This is a genomic window from Hymenobacter sediminis (assembly GCF_003231285.1).
Taxonomy (GTDB): domain Bacteria; phylum Bacteroidota; class Bacteroidia; order Cytophagales; family Hymenobacteraceae; genus Hymenobacter; species Hymenobacter sediminis.
On sequence record NZ_QKNS01000005.1, the window covers coordinates 310,553 to 325,496 of the forward strand.

At 56.8% G+C, this 14,944-nt stretch carries 11 protein-coding genes; 5 read left to right on the top strand and 6 right to left on the bottom strand.

Features of this window, described 5'->3' with window-relative positions:
- Positions 1-91 precede the first annotated feature (91 nt).
- On the top strand, positions 92-1,327 hold the full coding sequence (locus DNI29_RS15245; protein ID WP_123823273.1) for a hypothetical protein: 1,236 nt from the start codon (positions 92-94) through the stop codon (positions 1,325-1,327).
- Between the two features lie 7 nt (positions 1,328-1,334).
- Here the strand turns inward: DNI29_RS15245 and DNI29_RS15250 are convergent, their stop codons facing one another.
- The 3 genes from DNI29_RS15250 to DNI29_RS15260 all read right to left on the bottom strand — a co-directional run bounded on the left by DNI29_RS15250 (position 1,335) and on the right by DNI29_RS15260 (position 6,057).
- Positions 1,335-2,246 (bottom strand): 1-aminocyclopropane-1-carboxylate deaminase/D-cysteine desulfhydrase, encoded by a 912-nt coding sequence (locus DNI29_RS15250; protein ID WP_110978983.1) that lies wholly within the window; start codon positions 2,244-2,246, stop codon positions 1,335-1,337.
- A gap of 257 nt (positions 2,247-2,503) precedes the next feature.
- The gene (locus DNI29_RS15255; protein ID WP_110978984.1) at positions 2,504-5,077 is read right to left on the bottom strand and encodes a YfhO family protein; all 2,574 of its coding nucleotides are present in this window, start codon (positions 5,075-5,077) and stop codon (positions 2,504-2,506) included.
- Positions 5,078-5,151: 74 nt separating this feature from the next.
- On the bottom strand, positions 5,152-6,057 hold the full coding sequence (locus DNI29_RS15260; protein WP_162303626.1) for an EamA family transporter: 906 nt from the start codon (positions 6,055-6,057) through the stop codon (positions 5,152-5,154).
- 305 nt (positions 6,058-6,362) lie between these two features.
- Between DNI29_RS15260 and DNI29_RS15265 the strand changes: the two genes are divergently transcribed.
- On the top strand, positions 6,363-8,879 hold the full coding sequence (locus tag DNI29_RS15265) for a bifunctional UDP-N-acetylmuramoyl-tripeptide:D-alanyl-D-alanine ligase/alanine racemase (RefSeq protein WP_110978986.1): 2,517 nt from the start codon (positions 6,363-6,365) through the stop codon (positions 8,877-8,879).
- 101 nt (positions 8,880-8,980) lie between these two features.
- Positions 8,981-9,631, top strand: coding sequence for an OmpA family protein (locus tag DNI29_RS15270; protein WP_110978987.1), 651 nt, complete (start codon positions 8,981-8,983; stop codon positions 9,629-9,631).
- Positions 9,632-9,762: 131 nt separating this feature from the next.
- On the opposite strand, the gene DNI29_RS15275 is transcribed toward DNI29_RS15270, so the two are convergent.
- Entirely contained in the window at positions 9,763-10,629 is an 867-nt protein-coding gene (locus DNI29_RS15275; RefSeq protein WP_162303627.1) for a carboxypeptidase-like regulatory domain-containing protein, read from the bottom strand.
- Positions 10,630-10,939: 310 nt separating this feature from the next.
- Between DNI29_RS15275 and DNI29_RS15280 the strand changes: the two genes are divergently transcribed.
- Together DNI29_RS15280 and feoB are read left to right on the top strand one after the other, a co-directional pair.
- On the top strand, positions 10,940-11,158 hold the full coding sequence (locus DNI29_RS15280; protein ID WP_238388107.1) for a FeoA family protein: 219 nt from the start codon (positions 10,940-10,942) through the stop codon (positions 11,156-11,158).
- A gap of 9 nt (positions 11,159-11,167) precedes the next feature.
- The gene (gene feoB, locus DNI29_RS15285; RefSeq protein WP_110978990.1) at positions 11,168-13,351 is read left to right on the top strand and encodes a ferrous iron transport protein B; all 2,184 of its coding nucleotides are present in this window, start codon (positions 11,168-11,170) and stop codon (positions 13,349-13,351) included.
- Between the two features lie 65 nt (positions 13,352-13,416).
- Here the strand turns inward: feoB and DNI29_RS15290 are convergent, their stop codons facing one another.
- The gene (locus DNI29_RS15290; protein ID WP_110978991.1) at positions 13,417-14,124 is read right to left on the bottom strand and encodes an SAM-dependent methyltransferase; all 708 of its coding nucleotides are present in this window, start codon (positions 14,122-14,124) and stop codon (positions 13,417-13,419) included.
- Between the two features lie 13 nt (positions 14,125-14,137).
- Positions 14,138-14,917, bottom strand: a complete 780-nt coding sequence (locus DNI29_RS15295; protein ID WP_110978992.1) for an alpha/beta fold hydrolase — start codon at positions 14,915-14,917, stop codon at positions 14,138-14,140.
- Between the last annotated feature and the right edge of the window lie 27 nt (positions 14,918-14,944).

Consider the following 14,944-nt stretch of genomic DNA (forward strand, 5'->3'; position numbering starts at 1 on the left):
AGGCCCTATATACGCAGCCTACCGGAAAGATGACGGCCAGCCTGAGAGTTCAGAGCAGGCGAGCTAGCTTTGAGAATTCATTTCTCTGCTGATGGCTACTCCTGTTTCCGGTATGGTTGGGTCAAGTGGGGCTGCTTGGGCGTTGCGGGGGCTGCGTTGGCTGGCCCGCTACCACATAGCCCTGCTGACTCTGCTATGGCTGCTGACCCAGGTAATCAGCTGGCACGTAAACCACAGCCCCCACCCTTACGGCGACAGTGGGCACTACCTGAGATATGCCCAACAGATAGCCGATCAGGGCAATCTTATGAGGGAGCACCATAACCGCTACATGGGTTATGCCCTCTTTCTAAGTGTCTTCCTGAAGCTAGGGCTGGGCCTTACCGCTATGGCGTTGGGGCAATATGCTTTATCAGGTTTGGCCGCGGTGGCGTTGTACCGAGCTGTGCGACAACTAGCCAAAGGTGCTTGGGAGCCGGCATTTCTGGCAACAACACTATACATCGGGTGGTTTGAAGTTCAGAGTTTCAATGCCTTTCTGCTCACGGAATCAGTGTTTACCAGCCTGCTGCTGCTTTCGTTCTGGGCAGTGGGTAGGGCCCGCACAAAGGCCGGGTGGGCAACTGCCCTGCTGATCCTGCTGATAACAGTCAGCGTCCGGCCCAATGGTTTTGTGGCCTTGGCGGCTGCCGTGCTGGTAGTAGCTATATTAATCAGGCAGCGAGCCTCACACCGGGTGCAGTGGTCAGTCGGAGTTGGATGCGTGCTGCTTCTGCCCGTGGCTTGGATAGCCCTGAATCAGTTGCTGCTTACCTTCAGGCTGATTGCTACCTATCAGGAGGGCATGGTCATTTTCATGTACAAGGATATCCTGATGCACCCTACGGAGCCGCTGACTCTACCACCACCGGAGGCCGCGCCAGTATTGCGGTTAGCGTACTTCATTCTGCACAACCCTCGCTATTTCGGGCAGCTGGCTATCTGGAAGCTGATTTTCTTTATGGGTTTCCCAAAACCTTACTTCTCAGCCCTGCATATTCTTTGGAACCTGACGGTGCTGCCAGTACTGTACTGGTTGGCCATCCGCGCCCTGGCTTTGCGGCAGGTAGCCCGAACCATGAGAGTGTTTCTGGCCGCGGTAATTTTGCTGCAGGCCTGCATTGTGACCCTGACTGTTGAAGACTACGATGTCCGTTTCTCTGGTCCCGTCCTTCCCTACATGTTTGCCTTGGCCGCCCTGGGAGCTATGCCCATCTGGCAAAAAATGGAGCGCTGGTTGCAGCTAAAAGCCGGAAACTTTGGTTCATTAGCTTCAGAGGCTCACTAAAGCACAGTCAAGCCACACTGCCTACCCCCTCATTACCGCCGAAACCTGCCCAGGCCTGCAGCCCACCGGTATGTACTGCAACCACGGTGCTACCTCTGTGGAAGTAGCCCAACTCTAGCAAGTCCAGAACCCCTACCATCATTTTGCTGGTATAAATGGGGTCAAGCAGGATGCCGTGCCGCTGCTGAAACTCGTGCACAAACTGGCGCAGCTCAGGATTCAGGCGCGCATAGCCGCCCCCGTGGTACTCGGTGCGGAGGTCCCAGTTGGCATACGTTTGTCTGGTAGCCTGCTGGGTTAGCGTATTAATGTCGGAGCGCAGAAACTCGGCCCCTTTTAAGGCCGCAAAGCCCAGGGCCGTGCGCTGCCCATCTAAGCCAACCAGCAAACCAGCCAGCGTGCCACCTGTGCCACAGGCTACGCAAATCGTATCGAAATCAGTGAGGGCAAGAAGTTCCGGAATCAGCTCCGCGCAGCCAGGGAGGGCCAGGGTGTTGGAGCCACCCTCCGGCAGTACGTAGGCCGGGCCGATTTCCTGCAAAAGTTCGGCTATTACTTCAGGTTCGTGCTTGCGGCGGTAGGTAGCCCGGTCAAGGAAGTGGAGTGCCATCCCGTCTGCCTGCGCTTGGGCCAGAGTGGAATTAAGCGGGCGGCTACGGAGTTCATCTCCCCGTACTACCCCCACTGTACGCAGACCAGTCAGGCGGCCAGCAGCGGCCACGGCGGCTATGTGGTTGGAGTAGGCACCGCCAAAGGTTAGCAGCGTTGTATGGCCCTGCTGCCGGGCTTGCTGCAGGTTGTACTTGAGCTTGCGCCATTTGTTGCCCGGTAGCTCCGGGTGGTTCAGGTCGTCGCGCAGCATCAAGAGTTGTACCCCGGCCCGGTCGGCAGCTGCCTCTTGAAGTTGCTGTAGTAGCATGGTAGTGAACTGCTGAGTTTACCGTTTCGCTGACTCTTGAAGGATAGCCTAAACGGGTGAGTATATCAGTAGAAAATAGACGGGTTGTTTGATGAAAGCCCCAGTGGGGCAACGCCTATCGTTCAACGACAAGTGTTGCCCCACTGGGGCTTTGGGCAAGCAGGAGGGGTAGGCAGGCTATCTATAGGCCGCTCCGGTAGGGCTTTTACGCACTAGGATGGCAAAATTACCGGCTAATCAATCCCCCCATTTCACTACTACGCCAGCATGGTGTCCTGGATGGTATGAGGCTGCGGACGACTCTTGATGGCATAGTATAAAGCTGTTAACAACCCAACAATCAATAGGATGGAGGATACCATGGAAACCGTGTTGCCGAGGGCGTATTCCGTGGGCTCAAACTTAAACTCGATGGTGTGCACACCGGCCGGCACTGGCAATGCGCGCAACACGTAGTTAGCCCGGATGTGGGGCACCTGTTTTCCATCAATATACGCGTTCCAGCCGTCTTCGTAGTAAATTTCGGAGAAGACGATAAGCCCATCCTGCGCGGCATTTGCCCGATAGGTCAGCTCATTAGGCGAGTACTTAGTCAGGCCGATGCTGGAGCCGGCGGTGGGGTAGGAGGTCTTCACCTGGGGAAACTTGGACGCATCTACTACGGCGGTGGTAGCGGCGTTTAGGTTGGTCAGGGCGCTGATTTCCTGATCGGGGTTCTGCACCTTCTGCACCGAGCTTACAAACCAGGCATTGCCCAAGGCGCCGGGGTTGCGCTGCACCTGCTGGGGCTGGCCCTGCTGACCCGGCACGATAACGTAGCGCGTATTCAACATATTGAGCACCTGGGTGTTGTTCTGCGAAATCTGGCGCTCAATCAAATCCTGGTAGCGACGCAATTTGGCGCCGTGGTAGCCCCCAATGCTCTTGTGGAAATAAGACGTTTGGGCCTCATTAAATGGGTTCTGCACGTTGAGCACCCGGTAGTTCGGATCCTTGTCCTGCAGAATTTGCTGATCAGCGGGGGTGGGCACAAACTGCTCGGCAATAGTTTCCTGCTGGAAGTTACCGTCGTTGAGGTAGCGCTTATCCACGCCCCAAAGGTCAATTAAGGTCAGTAAGCCTACCAGCGTAGCGGCGAGGCTGGCCGAAAGCTTGCGTTGCAGAAAAAACCACAGCACGCCACCAGCGGCAGCCACAAAGAACAAAGAGCGGAACACATCGGTGCGCAGCAGCGAAGCGCGGTCGGCCCGGAGCGCATCAAGGGGGAAGCCTTGCTGCTGCAGCTGGGCATCAATAGGCGCCGCGAAATCGGAAACCAGGCCCGCCAGGAAAGCCAGGGCGCACAGGCCAGCAGTAATAGCCAAAGCCCGTAGTACTTGCTTTTTGAGGGCCGCCGTATCGGCATCATCGGTGGGTTTACTAGTCAGGGCTGCCAGGCTGGGGTGCGTGCTGGCCGCTACTGCCGGAGCTGCCACCGAACGGCCGCGCAGTACGCGCGCCAGGGCTAGCACGGCCAGCAACGGCATGGCCAATTGGGCAATAACTAGGGCCATGCTCACTGCCCGGAACTTGTTGTAGCCGGGGAAGTAGTCGAACATCAAGTAGTTAAACGTCTCGAAGTTCTTGCCCCAGGCCAGCAGTATCGACAGTAAAGTGCCGGCGAGCAACCAAATGCGGGTGCGGCGGTCGGCCACCATCAGGCCCAGCACGAAGAGAAAGAACACTACCGCGCCCACGTACACTGGGCCGCTGGTAATAGGCTGGTCACCCCAGTAGGTCGGCATCTGGGCTAGGTAGTCGGAAAGCTGCACGGGCGGCACGCCGGCCGCGGCCAAGGCCTTTCCAGTTTCCGAGTTGTCGCTCAGCTTCATCTGCGAAGCACCACCGTAGAAATTGGGGATAAGCAGGGTTGCGGTTTCGCCGATGCCGTAGCTGTAGCTGAATGCGTACTCCTTGCCCAAGCCTGTGCCTTCATCGTCGTTGGCAGAGGTAGGGGCCTGACCTGGTGCGGTAGGGGCCGGCGTTTTCAGCTCCGACTTACCCCGGATGCTGTACTTGCTGTATTCCAGGGTAGTGTAAAGACGGCCAAAGCTTACACCAACCGCCAATAGTGCTGCCACTGCTAGTAGTATGGTGCGGCTGAAAAAGTCGGGGAGGCGCTTCTCACGGGCCGCGAAAATCAGCTCTACTACCCCAAATACCAGCACGAGCAGTAGTAGGTAGTAGGTAATCTGGAGGTGATTGGAGCGCACGTTCATGGCCAGTCCCAAAGCAAACAGCGCCGTGCCCAGCCATTTATTGCGTCGGAAGGCGACCAATAAGCCAGCCAACACCAGCGGGGCGTAGGCTAAAGCTAGGCTCTTGGTGTTGTGGCCAGCGGCCAGAATAATAAGGTTGTAGCTGGTGAAGCCCAAGGCAGTGGCGCCTACCACACTGATCAGCGGCGAAAGGCCCAAAGCCACGCACAAGGCGTATCCGCAGACTAGGGCCAGAAACAAGTTAGCTACCACCGCAGGCAAGCCCAGGGTAAATAATTGGTGCAGGTACACGCTCAGGTCTCCTGGGAAGCGGGTGCTAATCAGGTAGGTGGGCATCCCCGAGAACATGGAGTTGGTCCAGAGGGCTTCCTGACCGGTTTGCTCCCGGTACTGAGCGGCTTCATGGGCACCCCCATTGAACTGCACAATGTCGTGCTGGGCCAGGGTCTTACCATCAAACAGGATGGGCGAGAAGTACACGGCGGCCAGCACCAGGAAAAACAGGACGGCCAGCAGGTGCGGCAGCACCCGGCGCCAGAGCGGCGCGGTGGCCGGACGGAAAGGAGTTGTCATTCGGCTTAAAACAAGTCGGAAAACTGCCCGCCGGCGCCCCACGGCCCGGTCAGACAGCCCGAAGGTACCCGTTTTTAGGTGTTTGTTGGCTGCATGCGGCGCTGGAAAGCAAGATTATACAGCACCACCGACAGTAAAATTACGCCATACGCTACCCCCTGGGTAGTGGAGGCCCGCTCTCCGAAATACAGAAATGCCAACCCAAAGCTGACCAGTGGGTTCAGGTACATCATGATGCCCACAGTGCCGGAGGGCAGCACGTTCAGGGCATACAGATTCAGGAAAAGTGGTACAACAGTGAAGCCTAGGCTCAGCAATCCTGTAACTAGCAACAGGTGCGTATCGTGCAGGCCGGCTAGCGGCTGTGCGCCCAGCAGCTGTGCTATGGGCAGCACCAGCACGGCCGCCAGCAGCAACTGCACCGTCAGGAGTACCAGCCGGTCGTAGCCCTGCAGGCTGCGCTGGCTGATGAGATAGGCCGCGTAGGTAGAAGCCACCACCAAGCTCATAAGTAGCGTCCGAATTTCGCCTACCCCCAGCAGGGCACAGCTAAGCGCACTCAGGCCAATAGCTACCCATTGATTAACGCGCAGCTTCTCGCCCAGCACTACAAACCCCAGCAGGGCCGTCAGGATGGGGCAAATTAAATAAGCAAACGAGCCAGCCTGCACACTTACCTCGTTTACTACATAAATAAAGAGGAGCCAGTTAGAGGTCAGAAGCAAGCCGCCCGTGCTTGTGCTAAGGGCCACCCGCCGCCGCTCCCCGGCCGGAGCGCTCCGCCACTGCCGCCACACGCTTTGCACCGTAGTCCGCCGGCCTACCCCATGCATGAGCAGCAGTAAAAGCAGAGAAATAGAAATACGGAAAAACAGAATCTGTCCACTGGCATAGCCGGCCAGCCAGCGCAGCGGAACCGGGAAAAAGCCCCAGATAAGAAAGGCTGCCAAGGCAGCCAGATGATGAGAAGAGAGTTTCAACAAGAAAAAGGTAAGTGTACTATCCGGCAAAGATACCGCCTAACGTAGTTCGCTACCCCTCCATCCCGGCCCCATCCCTACTGAGGGTTCAGCCCGTACCAGGGGGTAGAGACTAATCCGCTCAGCGCAGGTAGCAACCGGCCCTACGTTATGAGCATTGGGCAAATGGAGTACAACGGACCGCAGCGTCAGGGGCTGGGCGGGCATTGCCCTGACAAAAGGAAGGACTTGCGGTTACTACCTTGCTTTGCAGCCGGAGCTGGCTTCGCGAGCCGGCCCTGTTCTGCTTCTACCTTTGCGCTGCTATGCTTCAGTTCTCCGACCTGCCCGCTATAACCGGCGGAATCCTGCTTCAACTGCCCGCTTCGGGTGCCCCCATACACCGGCTGCTGCTGGACAGCCGACAAGTCACGACGCCAGCTGGCAGCGTGTTCTTTGCCCTGCGCGGCCCCCAGCACGATGGGCACCGTTACCTACCCGAGCTCTACCAAGCAGGCGTGCGGCTGTTTGTAGTAGATAACGAAGCTTCCATCCCGAATGGAGGGGTAGGGGCCTACCCCGAGGCTAGCTTCCTGCTGGTTTCTGACGCTCTGGCGGCGCTGCAGCACGTTGCGGCTGACCATCGGCGACGCTTTCATTTGCCGGTGTTTGGCATTACGGGATCCAATGGCAAAACCATTGTCAAGGAGTGGTTGGCTCAACTGCTTAGCCCCGATGAGTTGATCTGCAAAAGTCCGCGTTCCTATAACTCACAGGTGGGTGTACCCCTGAGCGTATGGGAGCTGAACGAAACGCACACCTTAGGCATCTTCGAAGCCGGCATTTCGGAGCCCGGCGAAATGGAGCGACTCGCCCGTATCATCCAGCCTACCCTCGGCATCTTCACCAACCTAGGCACGGCCCACGATGCCGGCTTTGCCTCCGCCGCCGTGAAAGTGGCCGAGAAAATGCGGCTGTTTGAAAACGTAGATACGCTTTTTTACTGCGCCGACCATGCCTTGGTGCACGCGGCCGCCCGCCAGCAGCTGCGGCCGGAGCGCACTATTATCAGCGCCTGGACGCGCCAACGGGCCCGCTTCGACGCCCAGGAAGCAGACCTGCTCGTGACCATTCATGAAGCCTCCGCCGAACGTACCGTGGTACGGGTAGAGCGCGCCCGGCCGCGCCCCCAGGAATACACATTCACGCTGCCTTTCGCCGATGAGCCTTCCGTGGAAAACGCCCTTCACGGCTTAGCCGTGCTGCTGTGGCGACAGGTAGCTCCCGCTGAGATTCAACGCCGCCTCGACCGTTTGCAGCCGGTAGCCATGCGCCTGGAAATGAAACAGGCCCTCAACGACTGCTACGTCCTCGACGACACCTATAACAACGACCTCGCCGGTTTGCGCCTGGCCCTGGATGCTCTTACGCGCCAGCCCCGCCGCGGCCGCCGCACCCTCATCCTCTCCGATGTGTTGGAGTCAGGGCTGAGCGGAGCTGAGCTCTACGCCCGCACGGCGGCTTTGCTACCTACGTATGGGGTAGAGCGCCTCATTGGCATTGGACCCGAAATCAGTCAGTATGGGGCGGTGTTTCAGGGAATAGAGTCTGTGTTCTATCCAGATACCGAGGCTTTCCTATCAGGTTTTCAGCCCGACCAGTTTCGGCGCGAAACCATTTTGGTGAAGGGAGCCCGCCGCTATGGTTTCGAGCGGATTGTGGCCGCGTTTCAGCAGAAGATTCATGGCACGGTGCTGGAAGTCAACCTCGATGCTCTGGTGCATAACCTGAACTTCTACCGACGGCGCTTGCAGCCTGGTGTGAAGCTGATGGTGATGGTGAAGGCCTTTGCTTATGGTAGCGGCTCCTACGAGGTAGCCAACCTACTGCAGTTTCACCGCGTCGATTACCTGGCCGTGGCCTATGCTGATGAGGGCGTTGAACTGCGCCAGCACGGTATCAGCGTGCCCATCATGGTGATGAACCCTTCGCCCGATGCCTTCCAGAAGTTGCGCCAGTACCATCTGGAGCCTGAAATCTACTCCTTCGAGCGGCTGCACGACTACCTCCTTGCGGCGCGTGAACATGCCCTACCGGCCATTCACCTCAAGCTTGATACCGGGATGCGCCGCCTGGGCTTTACGGAAGAAGATCTGCCTGAGCTCTGCCAAACTCTGCGCGACAATGCTGCCCATCTGCGCGTGGCCAGCGCCCTCACCCACCTAGCCGGCGCCGATGAAGCCCAGCACAATGACTTCTCCCGCCAACAACTAGCAGCTTTCCAGCGCATGACGCCCCAACTGGAAGCCGCTTTAGGTTACCCCATTCTGCAGCACGCCCTGAACTCGGCGGGTATTGTGCGCTTCCCCGAGGCCCAGCACAGTATGGTGCGTTTAGGTATTGGTCTGTATGGGGTAGAGGCTAGTGGGCAGGAGCCCGATGCGCTGCGGCCGGTAAGTGCATTACGCACGGCCATTTCTCAGATTAAAGTCCTACCCCCCGGCGCTACGGTAGGATATGGTCGGCATGGGCAAGCCACCGACTATGAGCGGCGCATTGCTACCCTGGCCATTGGTTACGCCGACGGCTACGACCGGCGCTTCGGCAAGGGGGTAGGGGAAGTCGTAATTCGGGGCCGCCGGGCGCCGCTGATCGGCAACGTATGCATGGATATGTGCATGGTAGACGTAACTGCCATTCTGGAAGCCCAAGCCGGCGACTCAGCCCTAATATTCGGGGCAGAGTTGCCGCTTGCGGAGTTGGCCACGCGCATTGGCACCATTCCATATGAACTGCTAACCAATGTGAGCGAGCGGGTTAAACGGGTGTTTATTGCAGAATAAGGGTAGACGCTTACCGCCGAAAATTCTAAACTTTCGCACAAATACTACCGTGTAGCCTTTGTTTACGTACTTGTAGCTCTCCTATCTTATTTCCCTAATCCATGAAAAAGCACCTTCTCTCTTTGCTGGCCGCTACCACGCTGCTGGCTTCCTGCTCCGACCTGAAAAAACCAGAGGAAAAAGACCAGCCCCAGGAAGCTACTGCCGATACTGCCGTGGTGTACCGCGACGGTCAGACCGCCGGTGATGCCGCTGGCTCTGCTGCCGATGCAGCCGGTAATGCTGCCAACAAAGCCGGCAATGCCGTTGGCAACGCCTGGGATATGACCAAAGCCAAGCTAGCCGATATCAAGCTGGAAGAAATTGACCTGCCCGAAATCAATGTGCGCAGCGACGACCAGTACAACGTGTATGGCCTGGAAGAAAAAGTGCTTTTCGATACCGATAAAGCCGTAATCAAGCCAACTGCTACCCGTGCGCTGTCTGAAATCAGTGCCTCTATTGCCCGTCGTTACCGTGGCAAAGACATTCAGGTAATGGGCTTCGCCGACTCGCGTGGCGATAAGAACTACAACCGGGAGCTAAGCGCCCAGCGGGCCGCCGCCGTGCGCGACTGGTTGGTGAACAATGGACAGGTAGCAGCCGACAAGGTCAGCTTGGAGCCCATGGGCGAATCAGCCCCAGTTGCCTCTAACGCTACGGCTGCTGGTCGCCAGGAAAATCGTCGCGTAGAAATTGCTGTGCGCAAATAGAATTACGAATTCAGACAGATTTCTCGAATCTGTTAGAAAACAAAAAAGGCTTGCCATCTAGCAAGCCTTTTTTGTTTGGATAGGGTAGGAAAGCAACTTTAAAAGCCGTGCAATCCTTCTAAATCCGTGATTTAGTCTTTGATCTGGTCTACTTCGGCCCGGATCATGGCATTGTAGCGCATGCCATTGTTGGCGAGTGTAATCAGGCTCCAGCCACGGCCGATGGTGTAGTTCCAGGTACGGCTTTCCTTAAATTCGAAGGTAGGACGCAAGATCTGACCGTAAGGAGTATAGTTATCCATGAAGTTCGTGGTGTAGAACTTGTCACCGCTCACGATCCACTCCATGGCCACGAAGAAACCTTCTACCGGTGCTTCAATGTTATACTGGGTCAAATCGATAGTGTACCACTCGCCGCCTTTAGGAGCCGATACCACGATGTTTTCGGTCAGTAGGTCGGTGTTGGGCGAGTTGTAGTTACCATCGGCTTTGTAGAGGCGCACCCGGAACGGTTCGCGCGGGAAGCCGTTTTCACCAATGTAGAAGGATACCGAGCGCACGTTGCCCAGCTTTTTACCCTTATCGTTTTTCACGAAAAAGGCGTACTGGCTGCCTGGCATACCCTGAATCATGCCTTCACCAGGGGTGTTCGACTTCGAACCCAGGTCCAGGTTCTTGATTTTAGCGCTGCTGACCACCTTTACTTCCTTCAGCTCAATGGCGCGCTTCGGAACCTCGATGATCATGTCCTGGATTTTGATGCCTGGCTTGATCAGAACGGCTTTGTGGAAATAGCCCAGGGCAACCACTACCAGCGAATCCTGCGGATTCTTCTCGGGCATGGCAATCTGGAAATAGCCGTACTCATTGGTCAGAGCACCAGTTTGTTCTTCCTTCAGGCCGATAGAGGCGAAGGGAATCGGCTCCTTAGTCTTTTCATCGACGACGCGGCCCGAGATTTTGTTCTCCTGAGCAAAGCTCAGTGCCGGAAGAAGCAAAGCAAAGAAGAGAAGAGAAAGTACGCGTTGAAGCATATGCAGACAGTATATGATATCCCAAAATTACAATGAATCCGGGCACTAAATGCAAGTGTTCTGAGAATATTTATACCAATGCAATTTGTCTTCGGAATAATTACAAATCAGGCGGTTATGGCTCAGTAACTGAACCCTGGAAATGCAAGCTTCTATAAAAACCTGATTTTGGCCGAAACCTAAAAGGGTGGTACCTTTGTTTGAAGTAAGTCTAAATAAACCACCTGTGTCGAAGCGCTCATCCCTTGCCCCGTCGCCGACCACGCCCCGTAGCGTGAAAGACCTCCAGTTAGGGGAGAGCGGCACTATCTGCTGCCTGAAAGATCCTGAAATGGCGCTGAAGCTCCTGGAAATGGGGTGCATTCCGGGTACACAGGTGCGGCTCAATAGCCGGGCTCCTCTGGGGTGCCCCATCACAGTGGTGGTAGGCGACATGGCCGATTACACCTTATCGTTGCGCGTAAGTGAAGCCGCAACTATTCTTCTGAAATAACCTGAGTACATGGTAGGCGGGCAATTACTTTCTGGCCGGGCCGGCGTAGGGGTATCAGCAGCCCAACTGGAAAGTAGCGCTCTGCGTCATCCGGGGCCGCTGACACGCATTGCGCTGGTTGGCAACCCCAACTCCGGAAAATCTTCGCTGTTCAATCAGCTTACTGGCCTCAACCAGAAGGTAGGAAACTTTCCGGGCGTAACGGTAGACCGTAAAACCGGAATCAGCCAACTCACGCCTCATCACCGGGCCGAGATTATTGACTTGCCCGGTACTTACTCGCTCTACCCCAAGAGCCTGGATGAAAAGGTGATTACGGACCTGTTCTACGACCAGAGCAGCCCTCAGTACCCCGACTTTGTGGTAGTGACCGCCGACGCCAGCAACCTGCGTCGGAATCTACTGCTGTTCAGTCAACTAGCGGATATGGGATTGCCAGCCGTGTTGGCGTTGAATATGATGGACGTAGCCGAGCAGCACGGAGTCAAGATTGACGTGTCCGCACTGCAGGAAGAGCTGGGTGTCCCTATCATTCCGATGAATGCCCGTAAGGGAGTAGGCATCACTGCCCTCAAGATTGTGATGGCGCAGACGCTGGATGCGCCTGCCACCCGCTTTTATGTGCCCGATGAAGAGCTGCTGCCTATGATTCGGCAGATCCGCTACTACTTCAACCTGCACAACGACTATCTGGCCCTGCATTATGCGCACCAGTACCGTCACATCGGCTTTCTGAGTTCCGACGACCGGGCGTATATCCAGGAGCTGACGGAAAAGTACGGCTTTGAGCCTACCGCCCGGCAGGCCCAGGAGACCATTGACCGTTACGCCCGCATCAACGAGATTCTGCTCAACTGTGTGTCAGTGACGCGCACGGAGAAGAACGAGCCCTATAGCAACCGCCTTGACCGGGTGCTGACCCATAAGGTATGGGGCTACCTGATTTTCCTGGCTGTGTTGTTTCTGCTGTTTCAGGCCGTGTTTGAGCTAGCCAGCTACCCCATGGAGCTGATTGACTCTGGGGTGGCCTGGATTAACGGGACAATTCAAGAGCATTTCAACGGGCCACTGATTGACCTCCTGACAGAAGGAATTCTGGCAGGCCTGGGCGGGGTGCTGATTTTTATCCCGCAGATTGCCCTGTTGTTCGCCTTCATTGCTGTGCTGGAGGAAACCGGCTACATGGCCCGCGTCACGTTCATGATGGACCGCATCATGCGCAAGTTTGGGCTGAACGGCAAAAGCGTAGTGCCCCTGATTTCGGGTATGGCCTGCGCCGTGCCAGCCATCATGAGCGCGCGCACTATCGAAAACCGCAAAGACCGGCTCATTACCATCTTCGTGACGCCGCTCATGTCGTGCTCGGCGCGCATTCCGGTGTATACAGTGCTGATTGGGCTGGTAGTGCCTGACCAAACGGTGCTAGGAATTTTCAACCTGCGCGGGGTGGCTCTGATGGGCTTGTACTTGCTCGGTTTTGTGTCGGCAGTGGGTTCCGCGTGGGCCATGAAGCTGCTGATGCGCACCAAAGATCGGAGCTACTTCATTATGGAGTTTCCGGTGTACCGGTGGCCCCGCTGGAAAAACGTGGGCATCACCATCGTCGAGAAGGTGAAGGCGTTCGTGTTCCAGGCTGGCAAGGTTATCATGGCTATTTCCGTGATATTGTGGGTGTTAGCTTCCTATGGTCCGGGTTCCGCTATGGAGCAGGCCGAAACGCAGGCCCGCGCCGAGGCTACTGCTCAATCCCTACCCCCCGCAGAGGTCGAAAGCCGCGTAGCCTCCGAGAAGCTGGAAAGCTCATATGCCGGCCACTTCGGCCACTTTATCGAGCCGGCCATCCGCCCACTAGGCTTCGACTGGAAAATCGGCATTTCCTTGCTTACTTCCTTTGCTGCCCGTGAGGTGTTCGTGGGTACCATCAGCACAATTTATAGCGTTGGGCAGGATGCTACAGAGCTCACCGTGCAGCAGAAACTGGCCGCCGAAAAGGATGACAGCGGGCAGCCGTTCTTCACGCCTGCGCGGGCCTTCTCGCTATTGGTGTTTTACGTATTTGCCATGCAGTGCATGAGCACACTGGCTGCTACCTACCGCGAAACCAAGGGCTGGAAATGGCCTCTGCTCCAGATGTTCTATATGACGGGGCTGGCCTACGTCTCCTCCCTGCTGGTGTATCAACTGCTAAAGTAAGATTTGCCTATAACGTCAACGGCCTGCTGAACTCAGTTCAGCAGGCCGTTGACGTTATGGTTGGCTTAGTGTCCAATCAGGAAAACGGCGGGCTGCTTATGAATGTCCGGCAGCCCGGCTTTCTTCCAGCCTGCTACGGTATCCGTGCGCACAAACTCGTTTTCGGCGGTAAGGCTGGCGGCTATGCATAGCCGAGTGCCAGAATGCAGAGTCTGGAGTAGGTCTTCCAGTAGTGGCAGGTTGCGGTAGGGTGTCTCGATGAACAGTTGAGTTTGGTGCTGCTGCAGGGCCTGTTGCTCCAGCTTCTTGAGGGTAGCCACCCGCTTGGCCCGCTCGATGGGCAGGTAACCGTGGAAGGCAAAGCTCTGCCCGTTCATGCCGGAGGCCATCAGGGCCAGCAGCAACGACGACGGTCCTACCAGCGGCACCACCCGAATACCCAGCTGGTGGGCCCGTCGGGCCAACTCCGCACCCGGATCGGCAATGCCAGGGCAGCCGGCCTCGGAAATAACGCCGGCGTTCTGGCCAGCTGCTACCGGGGCCAGCGCTGCCTGAATTTGAGCTTCGGTGCTGTCTTTGTCGATGACGCTGATGCGCAGCTCCTCAATTATCTGCTGCGGAGCTACACTCTTAATGAAGCGCCGCGCCGTGCGGGCATTTTCCACCAAAAAGTACGATAAACCCGCTACCTGAGCGGCCACCTGAGGGGGTAGCACCTGGGCAGCGGTGTCCTCGGCTAATACGGTAGGAATAAGGTAGAGTATGCCTTTCAAAATAGGGGGCGGCTTACTGTTCAATAAATGCCTTCACCAGCCCAAATACTTCCTCCGGCTTTTCGGCGTGTACCCAGTGGCCCGCGTCCGCTACGGTTTCTACCTGCGAGTTCGGGAACAGGGTAGGGATGCCGTAGAGCTTGTCTTCGGTAGTAACGTAGTCCGATTTGCCGCCCCGAATAAACAGGGTAGGTTTAAGGAACGGCTGCTCAGCACTGATTTCTGCCCCGATGTCCTCCATTTCGGCAGTCAGAACCGCTAGGTTGGGGCGCCAGGCAAAGGAGTTGTCGTCGCGGCGGTACAGGTTTTTGAGTAGAAACTGACGCACATCTACTTGCCGAATGTACTGAGCCAGGGCGTCGTCGGCCTGCTGACGGTTTTCTAATGCAGCCAGTGGCACGGCATTCAGGCCGGCAACAATTTCGTCTTGGTGGCGCATGTCGGAAAAGCGCGGGGCAATGTCCACCACAACAAGTTTACCCAAGCGTTGGGGGTAATCAAGGGCGAAGCGCATGGCTACTTTGCCGCCCATGCTATGGCCCATCAAAGTTGTATCGGGCCCAAGCTGGAGCTGATCGAACAGACCGAGCACATCTTGGCTCATGAGGGCGTAAGTATGCTCCGGAGCGTGGGGCGAGCGGCCATGGTTGCGTAAATCCACCACAATAACCCGATGACCGGCCCCAGCCCACCGGCGGGCCAGCGTCTGCCAGTTGTCGAGGGTGCCGAACAGGCCGTGCAGAATAACCAGTGGGGAGCCCTGCCCCATTTCGCGGAAGTGAAGTTGCAGCATAACCCTGCAAAGATGCGGACTTTGGCT

Excerpts from the sequence above, each read along its gene's own strand:
- DNI29_RS15265 (WP_110978986.1), top strand. The coding sequence starts at position 6,363 with ATGCTTCAGTTCTCCGACCTGCCCGCTATAACCGGCGGAATCCTGCTT.
- DNI29_RS15270 (WP_110978987.1), top strand. The coding sequence starts at position 8,981 with ATGAAAAAGCACCTTCTCTCTTTGCTGGCCGCTACCACGCTGCTGGCT.
- feoB (WP_110978990.1), top strand. The coding sequence starts at position 11,168 with ATGGTAGGCGGGCAATTACTTTCTGGCCGGGCCGGCGTAGGGGTATCA.
- DNI29_RS15245 (WP_123823273.1), top strand. The coding sequence starts at position 92 with ATGGCTACTCCTGTTTCCGGTATGGTTGGGTCAAGTGGGGCTGCTTGG.
- DNI29_RS15255 (WP_110978984.1), bottom strand. The coding sequence starts at position 5,077 with ATGACAACTCCTTTCCGTCCGGCCACCGCGCCGCTCTGGCGCCGGGTG.
- DNI29_RS15295 (WP_110978992.1), bottom strand. The coding sequence starts at position 14,917 with ATGCTGCAACTTCACTTCCGCGAAATGGGGCAGGGCTCCCCACTGGTT.
- DNI29_RS15250 (WP_110978983.1), bottom strand. The coding sequence starts at position 2,246 with ATGCTACTACAGCAACTTCAAGAGGCAGCTGCCGACCGGGCCGGGGTA.